The organism is Phytohabitans sp. LZ39, assembly GCF_059359075.1.
This window is the reverse complement of record NZ_JCADBM010000027.1, coordinates 133,859-155,208: the sequence shown is the minus strand read 5'-3', so window position 1 is coordinate 155,208 and position 21,350 is coordinate 133,859. Positions and strand designations below refer to the sequence as shown.

General features: G+C 71.4%; 12 protein-coding genes. 6 read left to right on the top strand and 6 right to left on the bottom strand.

The features are described 5' to 3' along the window. Positions 1-146: 146 nt before the first annotated feature. Positions 147-1,586: an aldehyde dehydrogenase family protein gene (locus AC5L36_RS38425; protein ID WP_441223588.1), complete on the bottom strand. Its 1,440-nt coding sequence runs from the start codon at positions 1,584-1,586 to the stop codon at positions 147-149. Positions 1,587-1,699: 113 nt separating this feature from the next. Between AC5L36_RS38425 and AC5L36_RS38420 the strand changes: the two genes are divergently transcribed. The 3 genes from AC5L36_RS38420 to AC5L36_RS38410 are packed head-to-tail and all read left to right on the top strand — an operon-like array spanning position 1,700 to position 5,205. Further along, positions 1,700-3,133 carry a gamma-aminobutyraldehyde dehydrogenase gene (locus tag AC5L36_RS38420; RefSeq protein ID WP_441223587.1) on the top strand — a complete coding sequence of 478 codons (1,434 nt, stop codon included), beginning with the start codon at positions 1,700-1,702 and terminating at the stop codon, positions 3,131-3,133. Positions 3,134-3,136: 3 nt separating this feature from the next. After that, on the top strand, positions 3,137-4,417 hold the full coding sequence (gene gabT, locus AC5L36_RS38415) for a 4-aminobutyrate--2-oxoglutarate transaminase (protein ID WP_441223586.1): 1,281 nt from the start codon (positions 3,137-3,139) through the stop codon (positions 4,415-4,417). Positions 4,418-4,461: 44 nt separating this feature from the next. Beyond that, on the top strand, positions 4,462-5,205 hold the full coding sequence (locus AC5L36_RS38410) for a HipA domain-containing protein (protein WP_441223584.1): 744 nt from the start codon (positions 4,462-4,464) through the stop codon (positions 5,203-5,205). A gap of 135 nt (positions 5,206-5,340) precedes the next feature. Here AC5L36_RS38410 and AC5L36_RS38405 read toward each other — a convergent pair whose 3' ends face one another. The 3 genes from AC5L36_RS38405 to AC5L36_RS38395 are packed head-to-tail and all read right to left on the bottom strand — an operon-like array spanning position 5,341 to position 9,558. Beyond that, the gene (locus AC5L36_RS38405; RefSeq protein WP_441223583.1) at positions 5,341-5,751 is read right to left on the bottom strand and encodes a roadblock/LC7 domain-containing protein; all 411 of its coding nucleotides are present in this window, start codon (positions 5,749-5,751) and stop codon (positions 5,341-5,343) included. Positions 5,752-5,776: 25 nt separating this feature from the next. Further along, the gene (locus tag AC5L36_RS38400; protein WP_441223581.1) at positions 5,777-8,302 is read right to left on the bottom strand and encodes a helix-turn-helix transcriptional regulator; all 2,526 of its coding nucleotides are present in this window, start codon (positions 8,300-8,302) and stop codon (positions 5,777-5,779) included. Then, positions 8,299-9,558, bottom strand: coding sequence for an Hsp70 family protein (locus tag AC5L36_RS38395; RefSeq protein ID WP_441223579.1), 1,260 nt, complete (start codon positions 9,556-9,558; stop codon positions 8,299-8,301). The genes AC5L36_RS38400 and AC5L36_RS38395 overlap by 4 nt, the downstream gene beginning before the upstream one ends. A gap of 158 nt (positions 9,559-9,716) precedes the next feature. Here AC5L36_RS38395 and AC5L36_RS38390 point away from each other — a divergent pair, with 158 nt between their 5' ends. The 3 genes from AC5L36_RS38390 to AC5L36_RS38380 all read left to right on the top strand — a co-directional run bounded on the left by AC5L36_RS38390 (position 9,717) and on the right by AC5L36_RS38380 (position 14,073). Next, entirely contained in the window at positions 9,717-10,616 is a 900-nt protein-coding gene (locus AC5L36_RS38390) for an IniB N-terminal domain-containing protein (protein ID WP_441223578.1), read from the top strand. Positions 10,617-10,772: 156 nt separating this feature from the next. Continuing rightward, the gene (locus AC5L36_RS38385; RefSeq protein ID WP_441223616.1) at positions 10,773-12,593 is read left to right on the top strand and encodes a dynamin family protein; all 1,821 of its coding nucleotides are present in this window, start codon (positions 10,773-10,775) and stop codon (positions 12,591-12,593) included. 52 nt (positions 12,594-12,645) lie between these two features. Continuing rightward, positions 12,646-14,073 carry a P-loop NTPase family protein gene (locus tag AC5L36_RS38380; protein WP_441223577.1) on the top strand — a complete coding sequence of 476 codons (1,428 nt, stop codon included), beginning with the start codon at positions 12,646-12,648 and terminating at the stop codon, positions 14,071-14,073. Between the two features lie 312 nt (positions 14,074-14,385). Here AC5L36_RS38380 and AC5L36_RS38375 read toward each other — a convergent pair whose 3' ends face one another. Continuing rightward, positions 14,386-19,278: a DNA repair ATPase gene (locus AC5L36_RS38375; RefSeq protein WP_441223575.1), complete on the bottom strand. Its 4,893-nt coding sequence runs from the start codon at positions 19,276-19,278 to the stop codon at positions 14,386-14,388. Beyond that, complete coding sequence (locus tag AC5L36_RS38370) at positions 19,275-21,344, bottom strand: flotillin family protein (RefSeq protein WP_441223574.1); 2,070 nt, start codon at positions 21,342-21,344, stop codon at positions 19,275-19,277. Before AC5L36_RS38370 ends, AC5L36_RS38375 begins: the two co-directional genes overlap by 4 nt. Positions 21,345-21,350 lie beyond the last annotated feature (6 nt).

Sequence of the window (21,350 nt, the reverse complement as noted above, 5' to 3'; positions counted from 1 at the left end):
TGAGGCGTCGCTTCGCGACGCCCAAGGGCTTGTCCCGCGGAGCTGGCAGCGGAGGCCGGGGATCTCGGCTCGCCCTGCGAGCCGCCGGGCTCCGCGGTCTCCGGCGGGAGCGGCGGTCCGCGGGTGACGCGGACCCGGGACCTGATCTAAAGGTCGATGCCGGTCAGGACCATGACTCTCGGTTCTGTGTAGTCGTCCATCGCGCTGCGGAGGCCTTCGCGGCCGACGCCGCTGCCTTTGAGGCCGCCGTAGGGCATCTGGTCGGCGCGGTAGGAGGGCACGTCGCCGATGATCACGCCGCCCACCTCCAGCGTGCGGTGTGCGGTGAACGCGGTCTGGAGGTTGTGCGTGAAGACGCCGGCTTGCAGGCCGAACGCCGAGTCGTTGACGGCCGCCAGCCCGGCCGCGTCGTCGGGAACGCGGGCCACCGCGAGCACCGGGCCGAAGACCTCCTCGGTGAGCACCTTCGCGCCGGCCGGCACGCCGGTCAGCACCGTGGGTGGGAAGGTGGCGCCCTGCCGCTGGCCGCCGGCGACGACGGTGGCGCCACCCGCCACGGCCTCGTCGACCCAGCTCTCCACCCGCTTCGCGGCGTCTTCGCTGATCATCGGGCCGACGTCGACGGTCTCGTCGGACGGGTCGCCGGTCTTCAGCGCTTCCACGGCGGCGACGAGCCGGGGGACGAATGCGTCCTCCAGGTATTCGTGCACGAACACGCGCTGGACCGCGATGCAGCTCTGCCCGGCCTGGTAGTTGGAGAAGAGCGCGATCCGCCGCGCCGCCCATTCCAGATCCTCGATCGACGACCAGTCGCCGCAGACCAGGGCCGCCGCGTTGCCGCCCAGCTCCAGCGTCACGTGCTTGTGCGGCACGCGGTCGCGGATCGCGTAGCCGACCGGGCCGGAGCCGGTGAACGACACGACCGGCAGGCGCGGGTCCTCGACCAGCGCGCCGGCGCGATCGTTGGGCACCGGGAGCACGGAGAACATGCCCGCCGGCAGGTCCGTCTCGGCCAGGATCGAGCCGAGCAGCAGCGCGGTCAGCGGGGTGGCCGGGGCCGGCTTGAGGACGATCGGTGCGCCGACCGCGATGGCCGGTGCCACCTTGTGGGCGACAAGGTTGAGCGGGAAGTTGAACGGGCTGATGCCGAGCACCGGCCCGCGCGGAAAGCGGCGGATCATGGCTATCCGCCCAGCCGCCGCCGGGTCCGTATCGAGGCGCTGGAGCTCGCCGGCGAAGCGGCGCGCTTCCTCGGCCGCCCAGCGAAACGTGGAGACGCCGCGTGCGACCTCGGCGCGCGCCCACTTGAGCGGCTTGCCGTTTTCGGCGGTGATCAGCTGTGCCACCTCGTCGACCCGCTCGGCGAGCCGGTGGGAGACGTGGTCCAGCGCCGCGGCGCGCGCGGCGGCCGGGAGCGCGGAGGCTTCGGCGGCCACGCCCGCGGCGGCCGCCACCGCCCGCTCGACCTGCTCGGGAGTGGCGTTCGCGGTGCGCCCGACCGTGCGACCGTCATAGGGGTGGTGAACGTCGAGGGTGTCGTCGCTGGTGCTCTTCTGCCCGGCCACGTAGAAGGGCGTGATCTCCATGGTCAAACTCTAGTCGGTTAACGAAAACAGTCGCCAAGCACCTTGTCTGCCGCGAATTCAGTCGCGAAGATGGCGGGTGAGATGCGATAACCGCCGTTCACCGGGAGACCTCGATGACTGACAAGCAAGTACTGCGCAACTTCGTCAACGGGGGCTACGTCGATCCGGTCGACGGCCGCTTCAGCGATCTTGTCGACCCGTGCACGGGCGAGGTCTTCGGCCAGGCGCCGGTCTCCTCCGAGCGCGACGTCGACCTCGCGATGGACGCCGCCGCGACCGCCTTCGAGTCGTGGCGCGACGCCACGCCCGCGGAGCGGCAGAAGGCGCTGTTGAAGTTCGCCGACGCGGTGGAGTCGCGGACCGCCGAGCTCGTTGACGCCGAGGTGCGCAACACCGGCAAGCCGCGCCAGCTCACCGCCGAGGAGGAGCTCCCGCCCGCGGTCGACGAGCTGCGCTTCTTCGCCGGTGCCGCGCGGATGCTGGAGGGGCGCTCGGCCGGGGAGTACATGGCGGGTCACACCTCCTACGTGCGGCGCGAGCCGATCGGCGTCGTCGGCCAGGTGACCCCGTGGAACTACCCGCTGATGATGGCGATCTGGAAGATCGCGCCAGCCCTCGCGGCGGGCAACACGGTCGTGCTCAAGCCGTCCGACACCACGCCGGTGTCCACGCTGCTGCTCGCCGAGATCGCTTCCGAGTTCCTGCCGGCGGGCGTCTTCAACGTGGTCTGCGGCGACCGCGACACCGGCCGCTCGCTGGTCGCCCACCCGACCCCGCAGCTGGTATCGATCACTGGCTCCACCCGGGCCGGCAAGGAGGTCGCCGCGGCGGCCGCCCCCGACCTCAAGCGCACCCACCTCGAACTTGGCGGCAAGGCCCCGGTCGTGATCTTCGACGACGCCGACCTGGCCGCCGCGGCCGAGGCGATCGCGGTCGGCGGCTACTTCAACGCCGGCCAGGACTGCACCGCGGCCACGCGGGTGCTCGCCGGCCCCGGCATCCACGACGACTTCGTGGCCGCGCTCGTCGAGCAGGCGCGGGAGACCAAGACCGGCGGCCCGGACGAGGAGGACGTGCTCTACGGCCCGCTCAACAACGCCAACCAGCTCGCGCGCGTAAGCGGCTTCGTGGACCGGCTGCCCGATCACGCCTCGCTCGGCATCGGCGGCTCGCGGGTCGGCGACCGCGGGTTCTTCTACTCGCCCACCGTCGTCTCCGGCGTACGGCAGCAGGACGAGATCATCCAGGACGAGGTCTTCGGCCCGGTGATCACGGTGCAGCGCTTCACCGACGAGGAGGAGGCGGTGCGCTGGGCCAACGGCGTGGAGTACGGCCTCTCCGCCTCCGTGTGGACGAAGGACCACGGGCGCGCGATGCGGATGACCCGCCGGCTCGACTTCGGCTGCGTATGGGTCAACACCCACATCCCGTTCGTCTCCGAGATGCCACACGGCGGGTTCAAGCACTCCGGGCACGGCAAGGATCTTTCCGTGTACAGCCTGGAGGACTACACCCGGCTCAAGCACGTCATGCACAACTGGGGTTAGGCGATGCCCACCTCAGAGGAGCTGCACAAGCGCCGCACGGCGGCGGTGGCCCGCGGCGTCGGCAGCGTCGTGTCGTCCTATGTGGATCACGCCGCCGGCGGCACGCTGACCGATGTAGACGGTCGCGAGTGGATCGACTTCGCGTCCGGCATCGCGGTCACCTCCGTCGGCAACGCGGCGCCCCGCGTCGTCGCGGCGGTGCGCGAACAGGTGGCCCGCTTCACGCACACCTGCTTCATGGTCGCGCCGTACGAGTCCTATGTGGCCGTCGCCGAGACGCTCAACTCGCTGACGCCGGGCGGGTTCGAAAAGCGCTCGGCCCTCTTCAACTCCGGCGCCGAAGCGGTCGAAAACGCCGTGAAGATCGCCCGCCACGCCACCGGGCGGCCGGCCATCGTGGTGCTCGACCACGCGTACCACGGGCGCACCAACCTCACGATGGCGATGACCGCCAAGAACATGCCGTACAAGCACCGCTTCGGCCCGTTCGCCGGCGAGGTCTACCGCGTGCCGATGTCGTACCCGTTCCGGGACGGCGGCCTGAGCGGTGCCGAGGCCGCGGCCCGCGCACTGGACCAGGTCGACAAGCAGGTCGGCGCGGCCAACGTGGCGGCGGTCATCGCCGAGCCGATCCAGGGCGAGGGCGGCTTCGTCGTGCCCGCTCCCGGCTTCCTCCCGGCCCTGGCCGCGTGGACCGCCGCGGCCGGGGCGCTCTTCGTTGCCGACGAGATCCAGACCGGCTTCTGCCGCACCGGGTCGTGGTTTGCCTGCGAGCACGAGGGTGTCGAGCCCGACCTGGTCACCACCGCGAAGGGCATCGCCGGCGGGCTGCCGCTCGGCGCGGTGACCGGGCGCGCCGAGGTCATGGACGCGGTGCACCCGGGCGGCCTCGGCGGTACGTACGGCGGCAACCCGCTCGCCTGCGCCGCCGCACTTGCCGCGATCGAGACGATGCGCGAGCTCGACCTGGCTGCCGCCGCCCGCCGCATCGAGTCGGTGATGGTGCCCCGCCTGCGCGCTTTGGCCGGCCACGACCCGCGCATCGGCGACGTACGCGGCCGCGGCGCCATGCTCGCCGTCGAGATCGTCCAGCCCGGCACGATCACCCCGGACGCGGCCGCGGCGGGCGCGGTCTCGGCCGCCTGCCACCGGGCCGGGCTGCTCACGCTGACCTGCGGCACGTACGGCAACGTGCTGCGCTTCCTGCCGCCCCTGGTGATCGACGACCCGACGTTGGAGCGCGGCCTGGAAATCCTCGAGGAGGCGTTCGCCGCCACCACCTGATTGCCGCTCACCCACCACACTCCGTGTCGGGCATGGTGTGGTTCATGGCACTCGTCGTCCTGATGGACGGTCAGATCGCCGGGGCGGTGAGGCAGGACCGCAACGGCGAACTGACGCTGACCTATGACGCCGAATTCGAAGCCGCCCGTGGTCTTGGCCTCGACGCGGCGGCTTCGCGCATCGCGTCGTTCGACGGCGAGCGGGTCATCGTCGTCGACCGCTATGACCGGCTCCCGCGCGCGGACGGCGCGATCCGCCGGCTGCACCAGGAAGACCTGTGCCAGGCACTCGGGATCCCACCGGTGATCAAGTACCAGAGCGAGGGCGGCCCCGGCCCGGAGCAGATCCTGGGCCTGCTCCGGTCGGACAGCTGCCGCCGCCGGTTCGTGGACGCACTGGCGTTCAACTGGATCATCGCGGGCACGGATGCCCACGCCAAGAACTACTCCCTGCTGCTCTCCGGCTCTGAGGTGCGACTGGCGCCGCTCTACGACCTGGCCAGCGCTCTGCCCTACGACGAGATGCACGCCCCGAAGCTGCGGATGGCGATGCGCATCGGTGGCGAGTACCGGATCGCGGCGATCCGCGCGCGGCATTGGCGCCGGCTGGCCGAAGGCGGCGGGCTCGACCCCGATGCCACCGTGACGCGAATCGACGATCTCGCAGCCCGCATACCGGATGCGTTCAAGGCGGCGGCACACAGCGCGCCTGGTGAGCTGGCCGAGCGCCTCTGCCAGCGAGTCACCACCCACGCCGACCGCTGCCGCGCAGCCCTCACCGACAACTAGCCAGCCGGCGGCGGGCAAACGCCGCCCACGGAAAGAGGGGTAACCGCGACCGGCGGCGGACGGGTGAGGCCGCGGGAGCAACGGCCTGGACCACGGCGGACGTCGCGGTAGCGCTGATCTCCCGGCCTGGGATTTTTACGACGAGGCGGCGAGTGCGGTGAACGCGGGCAGGTGGTGGTCGGCGCGGCCGGCGAAGAGTGCCATCTCGTAGGCGATCGCGTCGACGTCGGAGTCGGCCTCGAAGACGACGGCCAGGATGGCGCCGCCGGCGGTGGCGGTCACGAAGAGGAACTTTTCCCGCATCTCGATGGTGATCTGCCGGACGGCGCCGCTCTCGGTGTGGCGGCCGGCGGCGACCGCCAGTGCGTACAGGCCCGCGGCCACAGTGGACAGCTGGTCGGCGGCCATCGGGCCGGCGTGGCGGGAGGCGGCCAGCAGGAGGCCGTCGGGGGAAATCGCTACGGCATGCTCGGCACCGCGAACGCGGTCGACGACGTCGTCGAGAAGCCATGCCAGGTCATCGCTCGTAACCGCCGGGTGCGCCACGTCGTCTCCCCCTCGTCGAAAATCTTCAGTCCATCGGGCGGCGCGGCCAAGGGGCCCGGCGCGACGCTGCGCCCGGCCGGTCCGCGGTCATGGCACGCAGCTTGGCGAGCAGGTCGCCGCGGTTGGCGCAGCCCAGCCGCTGGCGCATGCGTGCCACGTGGTGCTCGACCGTCTTGGCCGATATGAAGAGGCGGTCGCCGATCTGTCGATACGTCAGGCCGTCGAGTACCAGATCCGCCACCTCCTGTTCGCGCTCGCTGAGCAGGCTCTCCGCAGGCGCGGTGAACGCCTCTGTGACTTGCGCCACGGCCGGCTGCGCCGCCGTCGAGGAACCGCCTCCGCGGGCGGAGCCCTGGAGCAACCGGGCGCAATCGAGCAACGCGGTCATGGCCTTGCGGTCCGACGTACGGATCGCCGCCTGCCCCGCCAGCCGGGCGCCGTCCCACCAGAGTCCCGCACCGTGCAACCCCCTGGCGGCAGCCTCCACTTTGGCCGGATCGACCGCCCCGCGCAGTGTCTCCAGCCAACTTTCCGCCGCTGCCGCTACCACCGCACCGTACCGGCTGTGCTTGGCGGTCGCCACCAACGCGGCGGCGTGTTCATCGGCAGTTGTGGGTTCCTCGGCGATGATGGCCGCGTGCAGGCCGCACCAGTGCAGCGGCGCCGTCCACAGTGGTGGGCGACCGATGCGGTCGAGCAGCCGCCACGCCTCGCCCAGGTGGGTCGCGATGCGGGACTGCTCGCCCAGGCGGGCGGCGGCGACGGCCAGCTCACCGAGGGGCAACAGCGAGTACAGGTCGACCGGGTGCCGCATCACCGCCTCGCGGGCCTGCGCCCAGGCGCGGTGCAGGGCGGCGAGGTCGCTGTTGCGGCGGGCGATGCCGGCCTCGAGTGCGGTGGCGAAGAGCAGGTCGCGCGGCTCCAGCGGCCGGGTGCCGGCGGTGGCGAGGTGCTCGGCGGCCGCGGCGGTGCGGCCGCGCACCATCTGCATCCAGCCCTGCAAAAGGCGGTGGCGGCGGGACATCAGCGCGGCGCCCACGTCGGCCGCGATGGCCCGGTCGAGCACCGCCTCGCCGGTGTCCAACTCGCCACAGTGGAGGGCCACCAGCGCGGCGAGCGCGGCCGGGCTGTCCGGCAGCAGCACCGCGCGGCCGGCCGGCTCCAGCAGCGCGGCCGCCTGGACCAATGTGGACAGCGCCGCGGTGGCCGAGCCGGTAAGGGACTCCCGGATGCCGCTCGCCATCAGCGCCGCCGCGCCGGTGAGCAGCGTGGGCGGACCGTCCGGCGGGACCAGGTCGTCGGCCCGGCCGAGCTGGCCCGTGCCGATGAAGCCGATCGCGGCGAACGACACCGAAGACGTGGTGCCCGACCACCGGTACAGCTCGGCGCTGCGGCCGAGCTGGCCCCGGTGGGCGAGCGCGGAGCCCGATACCGCCGCGCCCACCGCGCGGTCCGGCGAGCCCTCCGCGGCGACGAGGCGGTCGGCCAGGCGCAGGCCGGAGTCGAGGTCGCCGGAGAGTGCCGCGGCCAGCGCGCGGCGCGCGTCGGTCGGTCGCCCGGCGGAGGCCGCGACCGCGAACAGCTCAGCGGCCAGCGCCGGCTCGTCGACGAGGGCCTCTTCGGCCGCGGCCTCGAACATCGCGGCGAGACCACCACCGCTCACACCGGCCTCGCGCAGGGCACGCACCAGCGGGAGTACCGCACCGCCGCGCGCGAGCTGGAGCTCGGCCAGCCGCTGCCACACGGCGGTGCGGTGGGCGGCCGGGCTGAGCGAGGCGACCGCGCGGCGCGCGACCGGCACCAGCCGGCCGTCCGGGGCCAGGAGTCCGGTGGCGCGGGCCGCGTCGAGCAGGTCGTCGACGGCGTCCGGTGCGCGGCCGAGCAGCGCGCCGAGCAGGTCGGTGGGGAGCTCCACGCCCGTGGCGGCGGCGAGCAGCAGCGCGCGCAGCTCGGCGTCGAGGTCGTCGAGGTCGGCCCGAAACTGCACCAGGACCTGCGGGGGCACACCAGCATCCGGCCGCTCGGCCACCGGCGCAAGCCGGTCCACCAATCGGGGTACACCACCGGTCTGCGCGAACACGTACTTCGCGGCGGTGGCGCCCGCCTCGACGCCGAGGTGCTTCGCGGTCTGCTCGACGGTGAAAGGGCTCAGCACCAGCGGTGGCCCGTCCAGCCGGAGCAGCTCAAGCAGCTCGGCGAGGGCGGCTGGACGGGGCCACGGCCGGTACGCCAGCACGATGCCGGGCCGGCGCGCTTCGACGAGCGCGCGCAGCTCGCGCAGCCGCTCGTCTCCCAATCTGTGGGCGTCATCCAAAACAAGTACGAACGGACCGTCCTGCGGTGACACGTCCTGCCACGCGTCGACCACCGGCACGTCGGCATGGCGGTAGATCCGAGTCAGCTCCCGCAGCAGCAGGCTCTTGCCGTATCCGCCGGGTGCTTGAATGGCCACCCGCAGCGACGCGTGCGGCGCGGCGGTGGCCGCGTCGAGCAGCGCCGCGGTCGGTTCATCCAGGACGAGCCGCGGGGCCTGGACGATGCGGGAGCTCAAGCTTGGCCTCCTACCAGGCCGAAGAGGCGCTGTGTCGGCCGGAGTCGCAACGGTGTGATGTCGACGGGCGGGCGCGGTGGCGGGCCGGCGTCCATGCCATCTTGCACGAACGGCGGCGGCTCATGGTTCGACGACTCGATGGCCCGCTGCTCGGGAATCCACATTGGATCCTGCCGCCACGCGCTTGGCGGCGACAGCACCTGCACCGCGGCGAGCGCCGCCCCGGCGGCCGCCGTGCTCTGCGGCTCGGCCTCCACCGCGACCGGCCCGGGCAGTGCGGCGCGGAGCAGCTCCGCGACCAGCGGCATCCGCGCCGCGCCACCCACGAGGAGGACACCGTCCAGCTCGCGCCGCCGCAGGCCGCAGGACCGCACCACCTGCGCCAACGTCTCGACGCTCAGCTCCAGCGCCGGCCGGACCAGCTCTTCGAGCTCGGCCCGGCTGACCGGCACCCGCACGTGCCCGTGGGACGTGCTGAGCACCACTTCGGCCTCGGTGGACGTGGTCAGTTCCTCCTTCACCCGCCGGCACTCCCGGCGCAGGCCGAAGAGCGCGATCCGGGCCTGCGGGCCGCTCGTGAAGATCTCCCGCAGGTCCCGGTCGAGCCGCGACCGCACGTGGTCGACGAGGGCCTCGTCGACGTCCGCGCCGCCGAACGGCTCGATCGCGCCCGCACTGCCGAGGAGTTGGAAGCCGACACCCTCCGCCCAGCGCACGACCGAAGCCTCGTAGTCGCTGCCGCCCAGGGAGTACACGCCGAAGGTGCGGCCCCTCCAGCCGCTCGCGGCGTGACTCTCGGCAGCGACGACAGGCTCCGGCAGCAACGTGACGTTGGCCAGGCCGATCTCCCATAGCGCCCGGTGCAACAGCTCCCGGCGATACGCGCCCCATGCGGCGGGGTGGCTGATCACCACCTGCTCAGCCGGCTCCCCCTCGTGAGCCAGCACCCGCTCGACCACCCACATGGCCAGCACGGCGGTGAGCGCCTGCGGTGTGCAGGGCTCGCCACCCACGATGAGCGGCACGTCGTCGCCGATGCGCCGGACGAAACCGCGCGCGACCCGGCCAGCGTCAAGCTGCACCGGCTCGCCCACCGTAAGCGCGCCGTCACCCGCGACGTGCAGCACCGACGGCACGGCCGTGGACCTCGTCCCGAGTCGCACGACCTCGGGCACCAGCCATCTCGCGTTACCCAGACGCGAGACGGCGGCGGTCGTGGTCGTGCCACCGATGTCGATCCCCAGCACGTACGGCATCCGAGTGCTCTCCTCCCAGCGGACCCATACGTTCGTACCAGAGATGTTCGCCCTGCTGAGCCACTAATTCTGGCGCGACGGACCCCCTAATCCCCTAACCGGGAAACCCGGCGCGGTCCCCGATGCCCGGCGGTTGGCGCCCTCATACGGTCAGCGGCATGGAATCGACCCAGACACTGCACGACTTCGTGCTGAACCTCCTCACCAACCCCGAGGCGCGCTCGGCCTTCGAGCTGGACCCCGAGGGCACGCTCAACGCCGCGGGGCTCGGTGACATCACCGCCGCGGACGTGCAGGACGTGGTCCCCCTGGTCGTGGACTACGCGCCGGTACAGGGGATCACCGGCCTGGCGCCGACGAGCGACCTCGGCCTCGGCCAGGTGGCCGCACTCGGCGACACCACCAACGCGATCGGCCAGCTCCAGTCGGTCACGCAGCAGCTCTCGCTCGGCGTACCCGCCCCCAGCGCCGACGCGAACGTCAACGTCGCCGCGGTGGGTGCCATCACTGTGGACACCAGCGGCATCAGCCTCGCGACGACCGGCATCATCCCCGGCATCGGCGTCGCGGCAAGCACTTCGGGCGCATCCGTCGACCTCTCCGGCGTGCACGACGTGGCCGGCACGCTCGACTCCGATGTGGTCGGTCCGATCGGCGCGGACGCGACCGGCACGGTCGACGCGACGCTGGGCACCGCCACCGGCCTGGTCCCGGGTGCGCCCGTCGACGACGTCCTCGGCACCACCGACGACACCCTGGGCACCGTCGACGGGCAGCTCGACGGCGTGACCGGCCTGGTCGGCTCGGTGACCGCCGGCGTCGGCGTTCCCCCGGTCGACCTGCCGGAGCTCAACGACACCCTGGGCAGCGACTCGCTGCTGAGCGGCGCCACCAGCACCGTGGACAGCACGCTCGACGGCGTCGGCGTGGGTGGCCTGCTGGGCGGCGGCGCCGAGGCGCACGGCTCGGCTGGCGTGCACGGCACCGTGCACGGCTCGGCGACCGCCGACACGCACGCCGATGGCGGCCTCCTCGGCGTCACCGACATCCTGTTCTGATTTCGTCTGAAAAACCCGCCGTCACTGCCTGAACGACCCGGCGTCACGGCTGGTTTTCTAAGCGTTACCGCGGTCCCAGGGATGGGAGGCCGGACTCGGGCCCGGTCTCCCATCCCTCTTGATATATGAGTGGAAATCAGCAGACTTGGTCCGGTGATGGCACCGATCTGGCTCGACACCCTCGACGAGACGGCTCGGGTATGCGCGGCGCACAGCCGCACCGACCTGGTCCGGTGGCTCCTGCAAAAGCGGGAGCAGCTATTGGACCCCACCCTGCGCGTGCTTGTCGTGGGCGAGCCCAAGCAGGGTAAGAGCCAGCTCGTCAACGCGTTGATAAACGCGCCGGTCTGCCCCGTCGGCGACGGGCTCACCACGGCGATCCCCACGGTCGTGCGGCACGCGGAGTCGCCCTCCGCGGCGCTGGTGCACGACGGCGACGCGGACGAGCGCGTGCCGATGCCCGTCGCGGACATCGCCGCCCGGATCAGCGCCACGACGCCGGGCCGGCGGCCGGGCGCGAGCGAAGTGCACGCCGAGATCGGTGTCCCTCGTGGACTGTTGGCCAGCGGCATCGTGCTCATCGACACCCCGGGCGCCGATGGCGACGACCCGACCACCGGCGCGGGCATCGCCGCGGTGGGCCGGGCAGACGTCGTGGTGATGGTCACCGACGCGACCCGCGAGCTCTCCGTCTCCGAGGTCAACCTGCTGCTCCAGATCATGCAGTCGCACCCGCGGGTGGTCGTCGCGCTCACCAAGATCGACATCTCGCCGCACTGGCGGGCCGTGGCGGAGCGCAACAGGGAGCACCTCGCGAGCGCCGGCGTGCCGGCCACACTCGTTCCCGTGTCGGCGACGCTGCGGCTACAGGCCGCGCGCACCAACGACAAGGCGGTCAACGCCGAGTCCGGCTTCCCCGACCTGATCGCCCGGCTCAAGCGCGAGCAGGGCTCCAAGGGCGAGGTGCTCGCACCCGCGGCGGTCGGACTGATGGCCAGCACGGTCATCGAGCAGCTCGCCGCACCACTGCGCGCCGAGATGTCCACTGAGGACTCCGGGTCGCTGCACCGGCTGTACGAGGCGCAGCGCGGGCTCGACGAGCTGCGCCGCTGCGCCACCCGCTGGCAAAACACGCTGTCCGACGAGATGACGGATCTGATGTCCGACATCGAGTACGACCTGCGCGACCGCACCAGGCAGATCATGCGCAAGGTCGACGAGGCGTTCGAGACGGCCGACCCGCTGAAGACCTGGGACGACTACCAGGCATGGATGGAGCAGAGCCTGACCGAGGCCGCCGAGGCCAACTTCGCGTGGCTGGTGCAGCGGTGCGACTGGATCACCGGCCGGGTCGCCGACCACTTCGTCCGGTACGGCGCCGACATCCTCCCCGAGTGGCGGGCGGGCATCCCCGACCGGCTCGCCGAGCAGCTGGAGGAGATCGAGCGGCCGAGCGTGGAGAAGTTCACGCCGGTACAGAAGATCTTCAGCGGCCTCCGCGGTTCGTACGGCGGGCTGCTCATGTTCGGCCTCGCCACGACGCTCGCCGGCATGCCGCTGATCAACCCGGTCTCCCTCGGCGCCGGCGCGCTCTTCGGCGGCAAGACCATCCGCGACGAGGGCAAGACGATGCTGCGCCGCCGCCAGGCCGCGGCCAAGGTGGCGTCGCAGCGGCACGTCGACGACTTCTTCCTGCGGCTCAACAAGGAGTGCAAAGACACCGCGCGGTGGGTGCAGCGGGCGCTGCGCGACCACTTCACCGGGCTGACCGAGCAGCTACAGGAGGCGATCGTCGACTCGCTGCGCACGGCGAAGCAGGCCGCGGACGCCGACGCGCTGGAGCGCGAGCAGCGCAAGCGCGAGGTGCAGCAGCAGATGCGCCGGCTCGCCGCGCTGTACGAGCGGGCCCAGGCCCTGACCGCGCTCGGCAGCCCCCGCGTGCCGCAGCAGCGTCGCCCCCTGGAGCCGGTTGGATGAAGCACCCCACGACAACGCTCCGCTGCGCTCCACGTTTATGCGGGGACCCCGCGTGACATCAGCTCTGGAAGAGTCGGTGTGGCGCCTCATGCACGAAGCGCTCGACCTCTACCACGACAGCCCGCCCGCCACCGACCAGCTGCGCCACCACCTGAGCCGGTTCGACGAGCCGCTGCGGATCGCGATCGCCGGTCCCTGGCAGGCGGGCAAGTCCACATTAGTCAACGCGATCGTCGGCGAGGAGGTCGCACCCATCGAGGTGCCCGACGCCGAGCAGGTTTTCACCTGGTACCAGGACGGGCCCGAGCCGCACGCCACCGCGTACCCGGCGGGGGTCGAGCTGCCGGTCGCGCGCACGGCGAACGGGTTGCGGGTGGACATCCGGCGGTGGCAGCCGGCGCCCGTCAACGACCTGGTGGTCACCTGGCCCAGCCGGGCGCTGCGCAACGCCACCATTGTGGACACCCCGGCGCTGCCGGAGTCCGGCGACAAGGTGCTGCGCGACGCGGACGCGGTGCTCTACCTGACCCGCGACGGGCGCGGCACCGACCTGGAGTGGCTGGAAGCGGCACAGGACGGCACGGTCGCCCGCGCCGCACCGGTCAACGTGATCCTCGTCCTCTCCCGGGCCGACGAGATCGGCGGCGGCCGCATCGACGCGCTGCTCGCGGCGAAGCAACTGGCCCGCAAACACCACCGCGACCACCACGTCGGCTCGCTCTGCCTGGCCGTAGTGGCGCTCGGCGGCCTGCTCGCGCTGGCCGGCCGGGTGCTGAGCGACCGTGACTTCTCGGCACTGTCCACACTGGCCCGTACCCCACGGCCGGAGCTGGAGCCGTACCTGCTGACCACCGACAGGTTCACCGGTGAAGACTTTCCCGCGCAGGTCGACGTGGAGACCCGCGTCGACCTGCTCGACCGGCTCGGCATCTTCGGTGTACGGCTCGCCACGACGCTGATCCGCACCGGCACGGGCACCGACACGCGCGCCGGGCTGGCCGCCGAGCTGGTGCGCCGCAGCGGCCTCAGCGAGCTGCGGGAAGCGGTCGGCCGGTGTTTCGTCGACCGGGCCGACGCGCTCAAGGCCCGCTCGGCGCTCACCGCGCTGGAGTCGGTGCTCCGCGCCGAGCCCCGCCCGGGCAGCGAAAAGCTCCTCGCCGACCTGGAGCACACGCTGACCAACGCGCACGACTTCCGCGAACTGCGGCTCGTCGCGGCGCTCCAGGGGCACCGGATCAAGTTCGGCGCGGAGCTGGAGGCGGAGGCGCGCCGCCTCGTCGGGGAGGGCGGCACCGCACCTGCCGCACGGCTTGGCGTCGACCCGCGCACCAATCCCGGCCAGCTGTGGGAGCTGGCCACTGACGCGCTGACGCGGTGGCAGGAGCAGACCGAAGACCCGCTGCTGAGCCTGGAGCAGCGCCGGGCCGCCGGCGTCGTCGTGCGCAGCTGCGAAGGCATCCTCCACACCTTGTCGTCCTAGAGACCTTCCGGGTCAAGATCTCGAAACAGATTTCCCGGTCCGCGTCAGCGGCGGACCGCTGCTCCCGCCGGAGACCGCGGAGGTCGGCGGCTCGCAGGACGAGCCGAAATCCCCGACCTCCACTGCCACCTCCGCGCACCAAGCCCCACCAAGCCCCAAGAGGGCAGCCCTCTTGGGCGTGAATTCTCCGCAGGGGTCCCGTATACCCGCCCAGACAGTGAGAGGGCTGCCCTCTTGAGGGCAGGACAGGGCGGGAGGGGGAAGCGGGACCGGCGGCGGACGGGTGAGGCCGCGGGAGCAGCGGTCTCGCCCCTAGGAGGCTGGCTCTTGGAGGCGTTCGGCGGCACGGTCGATCGCCGACTCCACCGCGCCCACGCGGTCGGCGAGCAGGCCCACGGCGCCCACGGCGCGGCTCATCGGGTCGTCGCCGGCGCCGCCGAGCGCTTGGGCCTTCAGGTAGCCGGCCTTCACCTCGGCCCACCGCTCGACCCGCTCGCCGGTCAGCCGCCCGCGCAGCTCGGCGAGCTTGAGCAGGTTGGCCTCCGCGTTGGCGGCCAGCGTTTGCGCCTCGCCCAGGTAGTGGTCGTCGATGACGGCTTCGAGCTCTTCCTCGTTCATCACCGGCACGATCCGCTCGGCGAGCTTGTTCATATTTCGGTACGACCCCTGGAGCTGGTACGGCGGCTCGGTGCGGGACGCGTCCGACTGGGCGGCCGAGGCGATGTACGCCTGGTTGTTGGTGAGCACGACCTGCTGCACGCGCAGCAGCTTGCGCAGCACGGCGAGGATCTGTTCCAGCTCGACCCCGGAGTACGGGTGCTGGAGCTGGTCCGGCCGCACCGACTCGTCGCCCTTCGCCAGCCGCACGAGCAGCTCGATGTCACCACGGTCCCTTGTGGAGAGCGGGGCCAGCACCTGGTTGGCGGTCAGCGAGTTTTCGATGTAGCTGAGCGCGAAGAGCTGCTCCTTGCCGGAGAGCACGTCGCCGAGGTTCCACACGTCGGCGCGGTTGGCGAGCATGTCCGGGATCCGGAAGCGCTGGCCCGACTCCGTGTACGGGTTACCCGCCATGCACACCGCGAACCGCTTGCCCCGCAGGTCGTATGTGCGCGTGCGCCCGTCCCACACGCCCTCCATCCGGCGCTGCGCGTCACAGAGCGAGATGAACTTCTGGAGCAGCTCGGGCGAGGTGTGCTGGATGTCGTCGAGGTAGAGCAGCACGTTGTTGCCCATCTCCAGGGCGAACGAGATCTTCTCCACCTCCTGCCGGGCGGTGGCGTTGGGCGCCTCGGCCGGGTCGACGGAGGTGACCGCGTGACCGAGCGCCGGACCGTTGACCTTCACGAAGACCAGGCCGAGACGGCTCGCCACGTACTCCATCAGCGTGGTCTTGCCGTAGCCGGGCGGCGAGATGAGCAGCAGCAGGCCCATCTGGTCGGTACGTTTGGCGTCACCGACCGCGCCGAGCTGGCGGGCCAGGTTGTCACCGATCAGCGGCAGGTAGACCTCGTCGAGCAGGCGGTTGCGGACGAACGCGCTCATCACCTTCGGCTGGTGCTCGGCCAGGCGCAGCCGGGTGCGCTCGCGGGCGATGAGGTCGTTGCGCTGCCGCTGGTACGCCCGGAAACCCGGGACCCGCTCGGCCCGGAAGCGGCGCACCCGGGCCAGCACCTCGTCGAGCCGCAGGTCCAGCTTGCGGCTGGCGATCCGCGGGTGGGTGCCCAGCAGACCGTCCACAGTGGCGGACAGGACGGCGGACGAGTCGTGGCGCGGCACCTCGGCGCCGCAGAGCGTGATGGCGACGGCTTCCGGCAGCTCCGGCGCGGGTGTGTCGCCGACGAACGCGGAGAGCCAGGCGGACGCGAGCTGGTGCCGGGCGGCCAGGTCGTCGCCGAGCGCACGCAGATCCTCGACGAAGGACTCCACCTTCGCGCGGTGGAAGCGGTCGAGCAGGTCGCGGGCGCCGGCGCTGGTGACGAAGCCGAACGGCGCGCTCGCCAGCTCTTCGAAGAGGTACTCACCGGCGAGGTGGTCATCCACGGAAAGGCCGCGCTCACGCAGAAACGCGCTCACCGCCGAAGAGAGCGAAGCGCGCAGCTCTTCGATCGCCGGCGCGGCGCCGAACGCGGCACGGGCTCGAGCCAGCGAACCCGCCCTCGTGGACCACGCGGCGCGGGCGGCCTCGTCGGTGCCGTACGCCCAGAAGAGCTGCGCGGCCGCGCGGGCCGCGGGCGGGTAGCGGAGCAGGCCGGCGCCGGCGTGCAGGCGCAGCAGGGCATCCAGGATCGCGGCCGCGTCCTGGTCGTGCACCCCGCGCTCATACCCCTCGTCGTAGCGCGACTCGGCGGTGCGGCGCACCAGATCGCGTAAGCCGCCGTCGGCGACCGCGGCCTCGTGCAGGACGTCGAGGTCGCCGTCGAGGAGGATCGACGCGGCGAGGAACTCGGCCCGGTACACCTCCGCCGTCTCCGAGACCAGCAGCTGCTCCCAGTAGGGGCGGGTGGCCTCGAACGCCTCGTCACGCACGGCCGCCCGGTAGTCGGTGCCGGTGACCGCGACCGCCATCCGCCCGTCCTGCGGCACGAGCGTGAGGTCGATCGACTGGGTGTTGACCGCGAAACGGTGCCGGCCCAGCGCGATCGTCTCGCCGCCGTCGCTGTAGAGGTCGAGGCGGTCGCGCAGGCTGCGCCCGGCCTCCTGGCGGGCCGCCTTGATCCGGCCGTCGAGCTCTTCGGCGCGCACCGCGTCGCCCAGGTCGCGCAGGTCCTGCGCCACCGAGCGGAGCTTGGCCACCATCGGGTCGCCGGCGAAGTACGTGTTGACCTCGTCGATCGTCTTCAGGACGGCGATCCGCCGGTGCACGCTCGCGAGGATGCGGTCGGCCGAGTCGACGAGCCGGTCGGAGCGGCGCGCCCGCTCGTCGAGCAACGCCTGCTTGCGCGCGGAAAAGACCTCGTACACGTCGGTGCGCTTGGCACCGAGGTCGGCGAGGAAGTCGTCGAACTCGCCGAAGCGCGACTCGAGGTTTTCCAGCTGGAGCAGCAGCCGGCCGAGCTGCTCGTCGCAGCGCTCCGGGGTGTCCGAGACCGCGAGCGCGCCCGTGATGGCCTGGCCCAGCAGCGCGAACTCCGCCGCGAACTCGGCCCGCCCCTCGGTGGCGAGCAGCTCCTTGCGCCGGCCCTCCAATGTGGCCCGGGCCCGGTTGACGCCGCCGAGCACCTCGCCGATCCGCTCCAGGATGCTCGTGCGCACCGTGGCGTCGGCGATGTCGAGCGAGCCGACCACCTCGGTGATGACCTGCATCCCCTCGGCCTGCGCACCGAGCCGATCGCCGAGCGGCTCGGCCGCCGCGACGGTGGCGATGCCCTCGGCCTCGGCGACGAGCCGGTCGATCTCCGCGTGGTATCCGGTGAACGCGTCGTCGCGCTGGAGGAACGACACCGCGCGCTTCGCGGCGGATGCCAGCTCGTCGTCGAGTACCCGCGTCAGCTCGTCGATCCGCGCGATGTCCACGTAGCGCAGCTCGCGGAGCGTCACCAGATGGCCCTGCGCCGAGCGGAGGTCGGCCAGCTGCGCCACCCAGCCGTCCGTCGACTGTGGAGCCTCGCCACGGGTGCGGCGGATCAGCGACTGGATCCGGCCGGACGCCTCCTCCAGTGCGGTGGCGGCCTGCGTGGTGAGCGCCTGCACCTTTTCGAACTCGTCGAGCACCTGCTCGGCGGTGGCCCGCACTTCCGACAGCGGCGTGCGCAGGTCGCCGAGCTCCTGCTCGCCCAGCCAGTGGTAGTGGTCGAAGATGCGGGCGCAGGTCGCGATCAGGCTCTCGAAGACGCCGGTGGAGGGCCGCATCTCGTCGGTCATCCGGGCCACCGAGAGGCAGTCCGAGATGCCGCGAACCAGGTCGGCGTTGCCCACCCGCTCAAGTGGCCCGGTGCCGACCGGCTGCGCGGCCGCGTACGTGTCGGACAGGTACGGCGTCTGCCACACCTGCATCGGGTGCACCCGGGTCGGCTCCTCGGACGTCGCCCGAAACACCACGAGCGTGCCGTCGTCGAAGAGCGAGTAGCCGTGGCACGGGATCGGCGTGGCTACCTCTTTGCGGATCACGTTGTACGGCAACAGGAGCGAGCGACCCTCGGCCCGCGCGTGGAAGACGTAGAGCACGTCCTCCCCGTTTGTCGAGCGGATGACCCGGTCGAACTCCAGGCTCGCCACGTCGGTGTCGAACGTCTTGTTGACGCCCGTCGCGAGATAGTAGCCGCCGGGGAAGATGATGCCGTGGTCTTCGGGCAGCCGCTGGCACGCCTGCCCGATGCCGTCGAGCCGCACGACGGTCTTGGTGCGGGTGTTGAAGACGAGGTGGCGCCAGACCGTCTCCTTGTACGGCCGCACCCGCAGCAGGATCAGCGGCCCGACCCGCGCGTAGTGGATGTCGGCGTCGGCGAGGCTCTGGAGCGGCTCGTCGACCGGCTCGGCGTAGATGCCCTCACCGGTCTCGGTGTTGTTTTCCACCTTGACGGTGAGGTTGCCGCCGACCGCCTCCACGAAGACCTCGTCGGCGATGGAGATGTGCGGGTGGCGGCCGAGCACGTGGTTTTCCCGGGTGGTCTCGACCCACTCGAAGTCGTGCGGCGACGGAAACGTGTGGTCGCGCTCGCCCCGGTTGTCCATGTAGGACACCGCACCGTCGGTGGCCACCTGCCACCGCAGTACCCGGATGTCTTCGATGTTGGGACCGGTCTGGAAGATCGCGAGCAGCCGGCCGTCGAGACGGCGCAGCTGGAGCAGCCGGGTCTCCTTGTAGTACCGGTACAGCTCGCCGAAGTCGCGCAGGAACTGCGGGTCGCGCAGCCACGGCACCTCGCCGGCCGGCTCGAAGCGAAACGCCTCGCCGTCGCGGCTGAACGCGTGCACCGCGAACACGTCGTCGACGGTCGTCTCCGGCTTGAGCCCGATGAACACGTTGTAGCCGAAGAGCATCAGCCCGCCGATCGACACGATGTCGCGCGGCACGCAGTTGTTTTCCGTACGGATCCGCTCGGTGCCGACAAGCCGCATCTCGGCGCTGCCGAACACCTCCAGGCGGCGCGCGTTGAGCGCCTCCGCCCGGCGGGCCAGCTCGGCCGAACGATCGGCGAGCCGGCCGCGCAGGACCTCGTACGTGCCGACGTCGAGCTTCGGAGAAGCCTCGGCGGTTACCGTCATTTCGCGTTCAGCTCAGCCAGGGGCGCGTCGGCGAGGCCGAGCCGCTTCGCGGCCTGGAGCAACTCCTTCAGCTTTTCCGCGTCGGCACCGCCGGACTTGATCTGCTGGAGCAGGAACGCGGAGAGCGTCAGGTTTTGCACGTCGGCCGTGTTGAGCGACTTGAGCATCTCGGCCAGATCCTTGGTGAAGTCGGCCGACCCGTCGAGCCACGGCTTGGCGAGCGTCTGCGCCACGTCGGAGTGGCCGACGAAGCCGTCGACCGCCTTGCCCGCGGTGATCGAGCTCATCAGCCGGTCGAAGAAGATGCTGTCGCCGCCGACGATGTCGATGTTCGCCTTCTCCAGGCCCTTCGACACGACCGACGCCTGCGACTCGGCGATCTGCCGCTGCACGTCGAGGCCGGCGAGCCGGATCTCCTTCTCCGCCTCCAGCCGCAGGCGGTACTCCTCGTGCTCGCGGGTCGCCTCGTCGAGCGCGGCCATCGCGGCGGCCTTCTCGGTGAGACCCTCGGCCTCGCCCTTCAGCTTTTCGCGCACCGCGTCGGCCAGCGCGAGGGCCTTCTCCCGCTCGACCGCGGCCTCCGCCCTGCCCAGCTTTTCCGTGCCCTCGGCCGTGGCGAGCGCCTTCTCCCGCTCCACGGCGGCCTCGGCCCGGCCGACCTTCTCGATGGCGGCCGCGTCGCGCTCGCGCACCTGCACGTCAGCGAGCCCGGCGGCGGCCGCCTCGGCCTGTGCGCCCTCGGCCAGCCGGATCTTCGCCCGGGTGTCGAGCTCGGCCGCCTGCTGCCGCGCCTCGGCCAGCACCAGCGCCTCGCGGGCCTTGTGCTTGGCCGCCGCCTCGGCCGCCTCCGCCGCCTTGATGTCCTTGACCAACGCCTCCTGCGCCTCGGCCTCGGCCTGGATGACGGTCGCCTGGCGCACCCGCTCGGCCTCCTCGACCACCCGCAGGCGCTTGATGTTCTCCTCCTGCTCGGCGACCGTCTTCTCGACCGCGATCCGCTCCCGCACCACCTCGGCGATCAGCCGCTTTTCGCCCTCGACCTCCTTGTCCTTGGAGATCGTGGTCAGCTCGGTCTCCCGCTGCCGGGCGATGACCTCGAGCATGCGGTCCTTCTCGATCCGCTCGGTCTCGATCGCGATGACCCGCTCGCGGTTCTTCTCCGCGACCGCGATCTCGCGGGCCTTGTTTTCCATCTGGATGCCCAGCTGCTCTTCGGCCCGGATGTTGGCGCCTTCGGCCTTCTGGCGCTCCTCCGCCCGTACCCGGGAGATCTCCGCCTCCTCGCGGGCCCGCATGGTCTCGACCTCGCGGCGCTGCTTGATCTCCGCCTCCGCCTGCTGCCGCTCCAGCTCCAGGATCGCCTGGCGGGCGTCGACGTTTTGGCGGGTGATCTCCTTCTCTTCGGTCTTCTGGAACTCGTTGGTCCGCACGTGCTCGATCGCGGTCAGCTCGGTGATCTTCCGGATGCCTTGCGCGTCAAGGATGTTGGCCGGGTCGAGCCGGGCCATCGGCGTCTGCTCCAGGAAGTCGATCGCCGCGTCTTCGAGGCTGTACCCGTTGAGGTCGGTGCCGATCACCGCGATGATCTGGTCACGGAACTCGTCCCGCTTCGTGTACAGGTCGACGAAGTCGAGCTGCTTGCCTACGGTCTTGAGCGCCTCGGAAAACTTCGCGTTGAACAGCTCCTGAAGCGTCTCCTGGTCGCTGGCCCGCGCCGTGCCGATGGCCTGCGCCACCTTGATGACGTCTTCGACCGTCTTGTTCACCCGCACGAAGAATGTGATCCGGATGTCGGCTCGGATGTTGTCGCGGCAGATGAGCCCCTCGTTACCGGTGCGCTCGATGTCGATCGTCTTGACCGAGATGTCCATGATCTCGGCCTTGTTGAAGACCGGCAGCACGACCGCGCCGGTGAACGTGACGTCGACCTTCCGGATCTTCGAGATGATGAGCGCCTTGCCCTGCTCCACCTTGCGGAACAGCCGGCTCACCATGAACAGCAACACGATGACGACGAGAAGCACGACGGCGACGAGCACGCCGAAGCCGGTGGTGATGACGTCCATGAGGGG

Excerpts from the sequence above, each read along its gene's own strand:
- AC5L36_RS38395 (WP_441223579.1), bottom strand. The coding sequence starts at position 9,558 with ATGCCGTACGTGCTGGGGATCGACATCGGTGGCACGACCACGACCGCC.
- AC5L36_RS38385 (WP_441223616.1), top strand. The coding sequence starts at position 10,773 with ATGGCACCGATCTGGCTCGACACCCTCGACGAGACGGCTCGGGTATGC.
- AC5L36_RS38410 (WP_441223584.1), top strand. The coding sequence starts at position 4,462 with ATGGCACTCGTCGTCCTGATGGACGGTCAGATCGCCGGGGCGGTGAGG.
- AC5L36_RS38420 (WP_441223587.1), top strand. The coding sequence starts at position 1,700 with ATGACTGACAAGCAAGTACTGCGCAACTTCGTCAACGGGGGCTACGTC.
- AC5L36_RS38390 (WP_441223578.1), top strand. The coding sequence starts at position 9,717 with ATGGAATCGACCCAGACACTGCACGACTTCGTGCTGAACCTCCTCACC.
- AC5L36_RS38425 (WP_441223588.1), bottom strand. The coding sequence starts at position 1,586 with ATGGAGATCACGCCCTTCTACGTGGCCGGGCAGAAGAGCACCAGCGAC.
- AC5L36_RS38370 (WP_441223574.1), bottom strand. The coding sequence starts at position 21,344 with ATGGACGTCATCACCACCGGCTTCGGCGTGCTCGTCGCCGTCGTGCTT.
- gabT (WP_441223586.1), top strand. The coding sequence starts at position 3,137 with ATGCCCACCTCAGAGGAGCTGCACAAGCGCCGCACGGCGGCGGTGGCC.
- AC5L36_RS38375 (WP_441223575.1), bottom strand. The coding sequence starts at position 19,278 with ATGACGGTAACCGCCGAGGCTTCTCCGAAGCTCGACGTCGGCACGTAC.